Raw genomic sequence first — 12,290 nt, 5'->3', positions numbered from 1 at the left:
TTGTTATGACTATTGAGGAGCTGAAGGAGCGCAAACTAATTTTATTTGAAACAATATCAGGTAGTCGTGCTTATGGTACTAACCTACCTACTTCAGATACAGATATCAAAGGCGTGTTTGCGTTGCCCGAAGACGATTTCTACGGATTACACTATGTTGAACAGGTCAGTAATGAAACCAATGATATCGTCTATTATGAATTAAAACGGTTTGTTGAATTACTGCTGCGTAATAACCCAAATGTAATGGAGATGCTTAATTCTCCAGAAGATTGTGTTTTATACAAGCATCCACTTTTTGAGCAGTTAGATCCTTCTCTGTTTTTAAGTAAATTATGTAAGCAGACATTTGCCGGCTATGCAATGACTCAGGTTCAGAAAGCCAGAGGACTGAATAAGAAGATTCTGAATCCTGTAGAAGAAGAACGCAAAGATGTAACCGACTTTTGTTATGTGACACATGAAGGAATTACTCTTCCGGTAAAAAAATGGCTTGAAGCAAAAGGCTTTTTGCAGGAACACTGTGGTCTGGTGAATTTGAATCATCTGCGTAATATGTATGCATTATATTATGATTCTACACAGGAACTTGGCTTTAAAGGTATTATCCGAAAAGATATCTCCAATGAGGTGTCCTTAAGTAGTGTTCCCAAAGATAGGAAGCCTGAAGCTTATTTATATTTTAATAAAGAAGGGTACTCCTCTTATTGCAGAGACTATCGTGAATATTGGGAATGGGTAGAAAAACGCAATGACGAACGCTACCAGAATACCTTGCAACATGGCAAAAATTATGATGCCAAAAATATGATGCACACAATCCGGTTATTAGAGATGGCAGAGGATATTGCAGTTCATAAGAAGATTATTGTACGCAGGCCTAACAGAGAATATTTGTTGCAAATACGAAAAGGCGAATACAGTTATGAAGAACTGGTAGCTTTAGCTGAAGAAAAAATACAGTCCATAGAGACGTTGTTTGTTCTATCAGACTTGCCAGATCAACCAGACATGAGTCAGGTGAATGAATTACTTATTTCGTTACGTAAACAACTATATCAATTGTAATTGCACTAAAAAAATTATTTTTTTTAGTATATGGTATGTTTCTACCAGGTTTTTTTCTAATTTTCAGTCGTGTATATTATTGGAAATGAAAGAGTTGTAGGCTAAATAGTTAGCCATGCATATTTAATATTTACTTTTTCTATTTTGATTGACTAAGAGGTATGAATGCTGCTGATTTTGACCGTCAGGAAAAACAAGTGCGAAACCTGAGAGCTACTCTAGCTGTTGTTATTGCTAAACTCCGTTTGAATAAAACCTATGAAGAAGGAAACGAAAGTTACTTTGTCAGCAAAGAAGGTTTAATCCGATATATTCAGAGCCTTATTACACAGGCTATGGAAGGAAAAGATAACATCGAGATCCCTGAGTTTTTTTATGATCGTTCGTCACTGAATAATTATCCTCTCCTAAAGCAGGTGTTATCTACTGCATTGACAGATTTGCAGCGTCTTAACTATGATAAACATCTGACACTTGATAGTATCTATCGGGATTTGATGAATAGTCTTAAAGACCTGGAACTTTAATCTGTCTGATGACACCAGAAATAGTGTGAAGATATAATAGTAAAGTCTTTCTTGTAAAATAACTCTTCTTTATCTGAAGACAGGTTTTCTTATGTATGTAAATTGTATGGAAATAAAAAAGCCCTGTTTTGCAGGGCTTTTGAGTTGTCACTGTACTGTATACTATATTTATTTAGCTACTGTATCAACGATAGCTTTGAATGCTTCAGGGTGATTCATTGCCAGATCTGCAAGAACTTTACGGTTCAGTTCAATTCCTGACTGAGCCAGTTTACCCATAAATACAGAGTAGGAAAGACCATGCTCACGAGTACCAGCATTGATACGCTGAATCCAAAGTGCACGATATTCTCTTTTCTTTTGTTTGCGGTCACGATATGCATAAGTAAGACCTTTTTCGATCTTGTTCTTAGCAACTGTCCATACATTTTTTCCGCGTCCCCAATAGCCCTTAGCGAGCTTCATCATCTTCTTGCGACGGGCGCGAGCCGCAACAACGTTGACTGATCTTGGCATAGTAAAATAAATTCGTTTTTTGATGGTAGGCGATCCCAGTTAAGAGATGCTTATAGCCTGACATCGGGTGAAACATGAAACCGGTAATCCTTCAAGAGGATACCAAATTAGATAACTAAAAGAGCTTTGATTCTTGGTAGATCGGCATCACTTACCAGTGCCGCATGACGTAGATTACGTTTGCGTTTGGTTTCCTTTTTAGTCAGGATGTGATTTTTAAAAGCATGCTTACGCTTGATTTTGCCTGTACCAGTAACCTTAAATCTTTTTTTAGCTCCGGAAATGGGTTTAATCTTCGGCATTTTGGTAAAGAGTTAAGTTTTAATAACGTGACAACTCAAATTAGCCTGCAAAATTAATAGATTTCTTAATATAAAAGTCTATTAATCTTGTTTTTTTTGACCAGTCTCAAAAAGAAAAACAGGATTTATCTCTTATAGTCAGTTAGTGTATAAAATACTGATTATAAGAAGTAAATCCTGTTCGGAGAATTTATGTCTTATGATGGGATATAACCTATCATGTATAGTATACTAATCCTATTTTTTGGGTTTAGGAGATAATACTACAATCATACGCTTTCCTTCTAGTTTTAGAGGGGCTTCAGGTTTTCCCAGATCATCTAAGGCTGTAATGAAACGTTCCAATACATCCTGACCTCGTTCTTTAAATACGATAGCACGGCCCACAAACTGTACATAAGCTTTTACTTTAGCACCTTCTTTCAAAAAAGTTTGGGCATGCTTTAATTTAAAATCAAAGTCATGATCATCTGTATTCGGACCAAAACGAATTTCTTTGACTACCACTTTCTGAGCTTTAGACTTCAGTTCCTTCTGCTTTTTCTTTTGCTCATACTTGAATTTTGAGTAGTCTACTATACGACATACGGGTGGCTCGGCATTGGGAGAAATCTCAACCAGATCCAGACTAGCTGCCTTTGCCATTGCTAAGGCTTCCTGTATAGAATAAATGCCTTGCTCGACATTTTCACCCACTACCCGTACTTTAGGGGCTTTGATATAGTTATTGATTTTGTAAGGTTCCTCGACTCTCCCCCGAGGAGCCATGGGTCTCTGTGGTCTATTGATGTGTACCTCCTGTTTTTAAAGTTAATAAAGAATGAAATTTATGTGTTATACAGCCTTCAACAGATTTTCGTGTTTCCGGGTTTCATTTGCTGGAGTATTTCTTTTCACCAGGGTGAAACCTGAAAATACTATACGCTATAAAATAGATGGAAACAAGATCTATTTATCTGGCATTTATTTTGTCTGCAAAAATGAATGGCGGAAAAATAAACAATTGTCTTTAAATAAGGAAATACCGCTTTCAATATTTTATGTAATATTTTACGAAATATCAATATTTGATTTTCAAGGTTTTTTCAAAACCTTGAATTGTAATAAACTGTTACTCAGAAGTATATTTTTGTTCGTATATGCCGAATGCTTCATTGCTTAATTCATCTTCCAGAAAATCAATGCATTGGCGATTGATTGTAATACTATTGGTCTTAATCATATCTGTACAGGGTGTTATATATTTGCTTATACCAGGGTCTACACCATTATTTGCTCAGGAAACAGCAGTAGTAACAGATACAGATACAATTCCTATTGGGCTCCGGAAGCTATTAAAAGCATATCCGGACCAGTTGATTGGAGCTACTTCCAATTCACTGATTTGGAAGGATAGTACTGTTATGCCATATGATGATGGAATACAAAATAAAGATTATGAGGCACTACTTTTGACTCCTGACCTCGAAGATCAGATGAGCAAGAAGTATGTTAAAGGCCGAGATTTCCCTGATCCTACCGAAAATGTAACAGATACGACAAAAATCCGTTACACTCCTTTCTTTGAAAAAATGTATGGTTCAACACATGCAGAGGTGCATGGAAAGCTGGCTCTGGTACGTTGGTTACCAAAGACTCAGAAGCTGAAGATGTATGTGACAACTGTCAATGATATCCATAAAAAGATACAGGCTATTTCAGATGAACTGGATAATCATCCGGAATGGTTAAAATATGTACGGAATCCGGGAGGAGCCTTTAACTGGCGGAGTATTCGGGGGACAGATCGTAAAAGTGCTCACAGCTTTGGTATTGCTGTAGATATTAATATTCGGTATGCGGATTATTGGCTATGGGATAAACAGATGGGCCGACCTCATAAATACAAAAATCGTTATCCTATTGAGATTATCGAATTATTTGAAAAATACGGCTTTATCTGGGGTGGAAAATGGTACTATTATGACACTATGCACTTTGAATATCGTCCGGAGATGCTTATTGATGAAGCGAGTCTATAAGTTTGTTTTAAAATAAAAAGAGCAGGACGGAATTGCCTGGCTCTTTTTATTGGGTAAAGGAAAGTTATTGTATAATAGTCTGGAGTGCCTGACCTGTAATAGCAACCAGACAGGATTTTGGAATGCTATCTCCTCCATCCGGAAAATGACTTGTCAACTCTTTCAGATTTTTTGAGTTTTCGCCAGGATGTTGGACACATAAAAATAACGTTTCATAATCAGGAGAGAAACAAGGGCCTGTGAACTCTGCATCCATAGGAGCAGAGGCTACCTGGTAAACTTTTCCTGCATTTTCTCCAGACATAGGAACAAAGAAGAATCCATTATTTTTAAAAGGTATATAATCTCCTTTGTTCATGTTATACATATCAGATGTAAACCACAGGTTGCCTTTGTTGTCAAAAACCATATTATCCGGACAGGCAAATCCTGTATCAGGCCCGCCTGCCATAAATATTTTTGACTCAAAACGAAGCCCGTCTTTTCCATCTTTTTCTGTAATACGCATAAAGGAACCATATACATCTCCTTTACGGGCATTATTGGTGAGGCAAACAAAAATATCTTTAGTGATAGGATCTATCTCAATATCTTCAGGTCTGTTTAGAGGTGTAGCCCCCACAAGTTTGGCTGCTTCTCTGCAGCGTATCAGTACTTCTGTTTGACTTGTAAAATGTTGTTGTAATACAGGCTGGTCCTGGATATCCAGCGATATCCATTCTCCTCGTTCGGTATTGGCTACATAGAGTTTTCCTTTCTCAAGTGAGTTAGGTTCGGAGGCGATGAATTTGTAAAGGTGCTCATCTTCTTTATCATCTCCTGTGTATACTACACAACGTTTATCGGGTAGTTGACATACAGTGGCTGCTTCATGGGCAAATCTGCCTAAAGCTACCAGCTTTTTAGCTTGTCCGGTGAGTGGATTGATTTCTACTACCCATCCATAATGTTCTGGAGTATAATGAAACACAGTATCCCATCCATAGTCACCCATTCGTATTTTGGGCTTATCAGGTTTTGAGAGATCCAGCTCTCCCCAGAACGTATCATAGTTTTCTTCACAAGATAATGCACTACCCCATGGAGTCTGACCGCCTGCACAATTGGCTAGTGTACCAATAGCTGTTTTAGACCCTGCAATGGGTTCATGCCAGGCAAAAGGAATTTCTGTTAAGGCTGTAATACGTTTGTTTACAGGATCTCCTTGTACTATCTTCCATTGAGAGTCTTTCGGGTTTTTGCGAATCTTAACAATACTACCACCCACGCTCTCCATCTCTGCCAGCACTTCTGCTTTTGTTCTGGTTTCTCCCTTTATATAGGGTTTGCCACTTATAAACAATGGGTTTGTATACTCGTGGTTGACCCATAAGATGCCTTCGTTTTTAGCTTGTTTAATGGATGAGATAAAGGTTACAAAGTCGTTGTGAGTACCATACTTTTCTGTCTTATTAAGTTTATCGCCCCATTTGGCAACCACATGATATTGAAACCCTTCTGCCAGTATAAGCTTATCTGCATCGGAAGGTTCGATAGGAGTAAACGGTAAGGCATTCGATTGTAAAGAAGCTGCAAGAAGATTATCTGTTGGTAGAATAGATAATCCATACGTAGTAATAGCTGCACGGCCCAAAAACTGAAGGAACTCTCTTCTGGATGAAGTACTCATGAAATTTGTTTGGTTGTGAATAAAAGAATTAAAATGACAAAGACTGACTAATCCAGGATATAAAATGCCTCTGTCGACATGACAAGAGGCATTTTATATAAATGTATTTGTAATAGGATTAAAAATTGGTTGCAATGATTAAGGAACTGCGACCAGAATCAGCAAAATCCATTGGGATAATGCCGTATCTGCCACTTGTGTTAGTCGTAAAGTAAGTGGTGATTTTTGGATTAACAGAGTTAGAGACAGTAGTAATACTAGGAATTCCAAAAATAAGAGCCTTGTAACCACTAGTATAATTCAGATACAAGGTATTGCTGCTTCCTGCTAAAGCTGCATTAAACTGATTGGTAATAGAAGTCCATTTTTGGTCAGCACTGCTTACATTATAATAATCCTGTACATTTAGAATACCCGATGTGAAGGTTGTATTGTCTGCCCAATTAGTAGCATCGATACCTTTTGGAGTGCTAGTTGCATTGAAACGTCTGAGAAGAACGATCTTTCCACGAACAGTACCTAATGCTGGAACAGATGATCCCATATACCACTTGCTAGGATTTTTTTGGATATAGGTATCAAATGTTTGTTCAAAAGTGCGGCTGACATTCGAAGAGTTATACTCTTCTTTAACACTCATAATTATAGTCTCGGTAGGGTTGCTCGCTAAAAAACTCCAGCAGGCATTGAGAACATCATCAAAGTTCATGTTTTGATAGATCGAGCCATGGTGGATAGCAAATGCGTTATCAATGTGTCTGCAACGGACATCCAGGAAACGTATACCTGCTATAAGTTGGTTGCCTATTGTAAGATTCTGACACTTGGCTGTTCCTGAAACAGGTTCATAAAGTGCCCCAGAGTCGTGTGTACCTGGAATAGAAAGCTGTGAAAGTGTAAGACTGCTGCTTACCAGGCTCATCCAGTTGTTAAGTGAATAGGCAACCTTAGCCGATTTGCCAGAATAAGATGACTTTGGTTGAACCGGACTTTCAGATTGACAGCCAACCAATAAAAATGCAACTGTAAAAATGCTTACTGACAGAGAAAAAAAGTGCTTTTTCATGCGAATAAGTGAAAAGATGAATAAAAGTGGATAAAAGAAAAGTATATAAACAAGAATCAGAATAGGTAAAGTAGCTCTTTACCTATTCTAAAAGAGGATTTAATAACCTTCATTTTGCCAAAGCGCACCTTTGCTTACTGCAATCTCATCCGGAGGAATTGGCCATACATGGTGTACAGTAGGTTTAAATGTACGGCCTTCATAAATTACATGTCCATCTGCATGATGGAGAGGTTTCGCATAGGTAGCTTCTGCATCTCCCCAACGTACAAGATCCCAGTGGCGATCTGTCCACTCTCCTGCAAACTCGCAACGTCTTTCACGTTTTAGATCTTTCATTGTCGCATTGCTGATAGATTCTAATCCTGCACGGTTACGGATCATGTTAATTTCTGTGTCTGCACTTTTATTCTGCATAAGAAGTGCTTCTGCTTTCATTAAGATAATATCTGCATAGCGTAACAATGGCACATTCAATGTAGTAGATGGTTTATCTCCATTGGGATTAACATAGGTCCCAACTGGATTGGCATATCCAAAAGGTTCCATGTATTTTTTAAACTGATATCCAGTACGGTTACTGGAGCTAACAGTGAACTTGCCTACATTAAATACTCTTTCCTCTCCGAAAAACATGAACGTATCACCTGTTTTGAGAATCGTAGCCGGGAGGCGTTTATCATCTTTGTCATATGTATCAAATAATTCCTTAGTTGGATAGAAGTTACCCCATCCATTATAGAAACCCCATCCTTTATCTTCCAGAACTACACCAGGAAAAATACATCCTTTAGATGTATTAGATACACTGGATGATACAGACCAGATATACTCTTTTGACCAGTTGTTGGCAGTTTTAAATACATCTGCAAATTCTTTTAACAAGTTATGTTGACCACTGTTAATTACTGTATCTGCATAGCTTTCTGCATTAGCCCACTCTTTGGCATATAAGTATGTCCTTACCAGATATGCCCATGCAGCAGACTTGTGAGCACGTCCATAGTCTGTTGTAGCATATTGAGAAAAGTTTGGTAGTAGGGCTGCTGCTTTTTTTAGATCCGCAATAATGTATGCATAGTTTTCACTAACGTTTTGAGTACGTGATACATAAATATCCTCAGGATCTTCTCTGTTTTGAATTGGAATGCCTGCCCGACTATCTCCATATCGATAAGCTAGTTCCAGATGCATCACTGCATGGTTGAAGTAGGCCTCTCCAAGCAGGCGGTTTTTCAACTTCTCATCTCTGAATGTGATAGCAGGAATATTTCGTATGGCATCATTACAGCGTTTCATTACCTGGTAATGCTTTGCCCAGATATTTTTGGTATCAGATTCGTTTCCATCAACCTGAAAGTTTTTGATACGTTCTGCATTCGCACGAGGTTTGGTACCAATATCGTCACTGGCATTGTTAAGCCAGAAAAATCCTCGTCCATACATATCGTCATCTGAATAAAGATCATAGATGGCATTAACACCTGCAATGGCATCTTCCTGTGTTTTCCAGAAAGAGTTACTGGTAGGAGGTCCCTGAGGTGTAACATCTAATAAATTGTTGCAGGAGGTTATCACCAGAACAGCAATAAGTAAGCTTATATTTTTAAACATTTCTTTCATAAAAGATCAATAGGATATTTATTATTTCTGTAGAAGTGTAATGGATCAAAAGTTTACATCAATACCAAACATATACACACGAGATACAGGATATAAGCCAACATCTATTCCTGAGTTGTTCATCCCTACTTCAGGGTCCATACCTGAGTATTTAGTAATTGTAAATAAGTTTTGTCCTGTAAAATAAATTCTGGAGTGAAGACCTTTTACCCATGTATCTGGAAGAGAGTAGCCCAGTGTCAGACTTTTCAGACGCAGATAAGATCCATTTTCAACATAAAAGTTAGACACTCTTGAAAAGTTATTATTAGGATCTTTTATTGTAAGGCGAGGGACATCTGTATTTGTGTTTTCTGGTGTCCATGCGTTCTTAATATCAGATAAGAAGTTATAGCTAAAGAAATTAGCGTTCAAGCCAGTAAATTTCACGGCATTGAGAATCTTGTTTCCCTGAACTCCCTGGAAGAAAAGATTCAGATCAAAATTCTTGAATCTGAAATTACCATTCAGGCTGTAGGTCCACTTAGGAAATATGCTGCCCAGAATTACCCGATCTTTATCATTGATAACCCCGTCATTATTAGAGTCAACAAATTTCAAATCTCCTCCTTGAGCATTAGGCAGAAGACGTTCACCTTTGCCATTAACATAGCTTGCTGCTTCATCGTTTGACTGAAATAACCCTGCAGTCTTATATCCATAGAATGCATTAAACGGATCGCCTATCCTGGCTATATTAGATAAAGGCAATTGACGTACAGTGGGTCCCATTGGAATGCTGGTTACATCCTCATAAAGAGCCTTCAATGTGTTTTTTGTATACGCAGCATTAGCTGAAATGTCAAATTGTAGTTCTCCTTTTGATTTATGGTATGTAAGGCCAATCTCTACTCCTCTGTTCTCCATGTTGCCTGCATTAATAATTTTTCCCTTAGGGGTTCCTGCTACACCTGGAAAGGTTTTACGAAGCAGCATATTTTTATTGTTTTTGATAAAGAAATCAACTGAACCTGTAAACTGATCATTGAGAAATCCAAAGTCCAATCCTGCGTTTTTTTGTTCAGAGCCTTCCCATACCAGATCAGGATTCGATCTTTCATTTTCTGCAAATCCCAGTTGAAGGCTTGGTGTTAAACCCATCATTGTTTGTAGTTTGTCAAAAGGAACACTAAACGCATAGGGGCCTAATTGTCCCAGATTGCCTATTTTACCCCAGCTAGCACGTAATTTTAATGTGCTGATCAGCGAAATGTTCTGCATGAAAGGTTCTTGTGATATTACCCATCCTGCAGATACAGATGGATACCACTTCCATGCATTCTTACCAGTTAATTTGGATGTTCCATCTCTACGCAGAATACCCGTTAGTAAATATTTATCTGCAAACGAATAGTTTAGTCGGCCCAGATACGATTCCTGATTTGTTTCATAAGCATCTGAGTTATAAGCAGAAATTGATTTTGCGTTGGTAAGATAACGGCGGAAAGGAGCTTCATTATCAAAACCTGTTCCTGTAACAGAGTAGGACTCATTCTTCCAGTGTTCATAAGTATGTCCCACAAGTATGTTTATCTTATGTAGCTGGTTAAGGGTTTGTTCCCATTGAAGCGTTTGTTCATTCAACAAACTTTGAAAGAGGCGGTGGCTTTGATATAACTCGTTAAAATCAAAGATCTTTCCTGTTTCCAGCACACGGCTAGTAAATCGTTTTGTATCATCATTGATACGTGTATAAGCCCAGTTACTTCTAAATTTTAAACCTGAGATTATTTCCCATTCCAGATAAGGGTTAATAAGTAGGTTGGAAACCGGATTTTTGTTATCCAAACGTTTCAGATACGCTACAGGATTGACAACATCTCCATAAGACGCAGGGTATTGTTCTGGTACACCACCAAAAAGTCCTGATCCATCTTCTCGATATACAGTTGCATTAGGAGGATAATATATTGACCCTATAATTGGTCCAACATAGGAATCGAATGTATTGGCACCCTGCCCATTATTGAGGGAATAGGATAAGTTTTCTCCTACTTTTACTTTTTTATGTAAGTGATGAGAAGAGTTTAAGCGTGCTGTAAAGCGATCAGAGTACGTGTTTAAGAGAATACCTTCATTTTTTCTATAACCACCAGATAAAAAGAATGTACTCTTTTCATTCCCTCCACTTAGAGATGCATTTATATTATAAATTCGGCCAGTCTGAAAAATTTCATCCATCCAGTTGGTTTTGGTAATGCGGGCATCTGGAAAGGTGGTGAATGCAGGATCTTCTGATAATCCTTCATTCTTACGAATCATATTTACAATATCTGCTCTTTCCGCTGCATTTAATGCTTCCAGCTTTTTTCCTGCCTGTTGAAATCCTTGCTGATAGTTTACATTTACATTTGTTTTATTGGACAGACCTTTTTTTGTTGTAATCAACACAACACCTCCAGACGCACGTGCACCATAAATAGCTGCAGACGCATCCTTTAATATACTTAAAGATTCTATGTCATTGGGATTAATAGAATTGAATGATCCCATATAAATAGAGCCATCCACAATAATCAAAGGACTCTCTCCATTTATAGAGCCTATACCACGTATATTAATAGAAGGTTGAGCTGTCGGATCTCCTCCATTATTCATAATAGTCACACCTGGAACTGTGCCCTGGAGTACTTCCGCTGCTGAGTTATAATTACGGCTACTAACTTCCTTTGTAGAGATAGAAGAAACAGCTCCGGTTACTTCATTTTTTCGTTGGGTACCATACCCTACCACAACTACTTCCATCAATGATTTTACATCATTAACCAGCGTTATATCTACAGAGGTACGAGTACCAACAGCTACTTCTTCTGATACATAACCAATAAAACTAAAGACAAGCGTTGCATCCTGAGACGGTACTGAAATGGTGTACTTGCCATCTGCATTGGTGATAGATCCAATGTTAGTTCCTTTAACAATCACTGTTACACCTGCTAATGGCTGATTCTGATCATCTTTTACTGTACCTGTTACTGTAATATCTTTTGTACTGGTTTCTGCATAAGTGGTATTTGGAAAAATAACAATGGTGTTATACTTTTCTTCAAATCGTAACTGAGGAAACTTCTGAAGCATATTTGTAAGCACATCTCCTACTGTAGTTTCGTTGAAAGTTGCTTTTGGTACATGGTAAGTAAGAATGGCATTTTCATCATATGCCAAGTTAACTGCTGCCTTGTCTTCAATGATATCCAGTGCATGAGCCAGAGTACCTTCTGGTATAACCATCTTTTTGATCTTCTTCTGCAACATCGCCATCTTGACTGTTGCTGGAGAGATTTGTATGCAGCAGATAGTGAGAATAAAAGATAGACAAGCCAGGCATTGTCGGATTCGGAAAGGGTGTTTCATGATGGTTTGAAAAGGTAAATAATTAATTTTAAATGAGTTTGGTGTGTTTTATATCGGTTTTTAAAGGCAAAAGACTCCCTGGGTGCCTATTGGCGCCTTTTTTTCT

10 protein-coding genes are annotated in these 12,290 nt (G+C 37.9%); 3 read left to right on the top strand and 7 right to left on the bottom strand.

Features of this window, described 5'->3' with window-relative positions; all coding sequences use genetic code 11:
* The first annotated feature begins 5 nt into the window (after positions 1–5).
* Entirely contained in the window at positions 6–1,067 is a 1,062-nt protein-coding gene (locus tag QNI15_RS29500; protein WP_313994101.1) for a nucleotidyltransferase domain-containing protein, read from the top strand.
* A 161-nt stretch (positions 1,068–1,228) separates the two neighbouring features.
* Positions 1,229–1,594, top strand: coding sequence for a hypothetical protein (locus QNI15_RS29495; protein ID WP_313994099.1), 366 nt, complete (start codon positions 1,229–1,231; stop codon positions 1,592–1,594).
* A gap of 168 nt (positions 1,595–1,762) precedes the next feature.
* On the opposite strand, the gene rplT is transcribed toward QNI15_RS29495, so the two are convergent.
* The 3 genes from rplT to infC all read right to left on the bottom strand — a co-directional run bounded on the left by rplT (position 1,763) and on the right by infC (position 3,201).
* The gene (rplT, locus tag QNI15_RS29490; RefSeq protein ID WP_313975646.1) at positions 1,763–2,110 is read right to left on the bottom strand and encodes a 50S ribosomal protein L20; all 348 of its coding nucleotides are present in this window, start codon (positions 2,108–2,110) and stop codon (positions 1,763–1,765) included.
* 107 nt (positions 2,111–2,217) lie between these two features.
* Positions 2,218–2,412 carry a 50S ribosomal protein L35 gene (gene rpmI, locus QNI15_RS29485; RefSeq protein WP_313975644.1) on the bottom strand — a complete coding sequence of 65 codons (195 nt, stop codon included), beginning with the start codon at positions 2,410–2,412 and terminating at the stop codon, positions 2,218–2,220.
* Between the two features lie 237 nt (positions 2,413–2,649).
* Positions 2,650–3,201: a translation initiation factor IF-3 gene (gene infC, locus QNI15_RS29480; protein ID WP_313975786.1), complete on the bottom strand. Its 552-nt coding sequence runs from the start codon at positions 3,199–3,201 to the stop codon at positions 2,650–2,652.
* A 455-nt stretch (positions 3,202–3,656) separates the two neighbouring features.
* On the opposite strand from infC, the gene QNI15_RS29475 reads away from it, so the two are divergent.
* A complete protein-coding gene (locus QNI15_RS29475; protein WP_313994096.1) occupies positions 3,657–4,433 on the top strand; it encodes a M15 family metallopeptidase in 777 nt (258 codons plus the stop codon).
* Between the two features lie 64 nt (positions 4,434–4,497).
* On the opposite strand, the gene QNI15_RS29470 is transcribed toward QNI15_RS29475, so the two are convergent.
* From QNI15_RS29470 to QNI15_RS29455, 4 genes are all read right to left on the bottom strand, one after another.
* A complete protein-coding gene (locus tag QNI15_RS29470) occupies positions 4,498–6,102 on the bottom strand; it encodes a PhoX family protein (RefSeq protein WP_313994093.1) in 1,605 nt (534 codons plus the stop codon).
* 118 nt (positions 6,103–6,220) lie between these two features.
* Positions 6,221–7,168, bottom strand: coding sequence for a phosphatidylinositol-specific phospholipase C (locus QNI15_RS29465; protein WP_314035242.1), 948 nt, complete (start codon positions 7,166–7,168; stop codon positions 6,221–6,223).
* 99 nt (positions 7,169–7,267) lie between these two features.
* The gene (locus QNI15_RS29460) at positions 7,268–8,791 is read right to left on the bottom strand and encodes a RagB/SusD family nutrient uptake outer membrane protein (RefSeq protein ID WP_314035240.1); all 1,524 of its coding nucleotides are present in this window, start codon (positions 8,789–8,791) and stop codon (positions 7,268–7,270) included.
* A 45-nt stretch (positions 8,792–8,836) separates the two neighbouring features.
* Entirely contained in the window at positions 8,837–12,184 is a 3,348-nt protein-coding gene (locus tag QNI15_RS29455) for a SusC/RagA family TonB-linked outer membrane protein (protein ID WP_313994084.1), read from the bottom strand.
* Between the last annotated feature and the right edge of the window lie 106 nt (positions 12,185–12,290).

It is taken from the genome of Xanthocytophaga flava (assembly GCF_030068545.1).
Lineage (GTDB): Bacteria > Bacteroidota > Bacteroidia > Cytophagales > 172606-1 > Xanthocytophaga > Xanthocytophaga flava.
This window is presented reverse-complemented; position numbering and strand designations above follow the sequence as displayed.

Coding starts and splice junctions, on each gene's coding strand:
- QNI15_RS29500 (WP_313994101.1), top strand. CDS start 6: ATGACTATTGAGGAGCTGAAGGAGCGCAAACTAATTTTATTTGAAACA.
- QNI15_RS29495 (WP_313994099.1), top strand. CDS start 1,229: ATGAATGCTGCTGATTTTGACCGTCAGGAAAAACAAGTGCGAAACCTG.
- rplT (WP_313975646.1), bottom strand. CDS start 2,110: ATGCCAAGATCAGTCAACGTTGTTGCGGCTCGCGCCCGTCGCAAGAAG.
- rpmI (WP_313975644.1), bottom strand. CDS start 2,412: ATGCCGAAGATTAAACCCATTTCCGGAGCTAAAAAAAGATTTAAGGTT.
- QNI15_RS29470 (WP_313994093.1), bottom strand. CDS start 6,102: ATGAGTACTTCATCCAGAAGAGAGTTCCTTCAGTTTTTGGGCCGTGCA.
- QNI15_RS29465 (WP_314035242.1), bottom strand. CDS start 7,168: ATGAAAAAGCACTTTTTTTCTCTGTCAGTAAGCATTTTTACAGTTGCA.
- QNI15_RS29460 (WP_314035240.1), bottom strand. CDS start 8,791: ATGAAAGAAATGTTTAAAAATATAAGCTTACTTATTGCTGTTCTGGTG.
- QNI15_RS29455 (WP_313994084.1), bottom strand. CDS start 12,184: ATGAAACACCCTTTCCGAATCCGACAATGCCTGGCTTGTCTATCTTTT.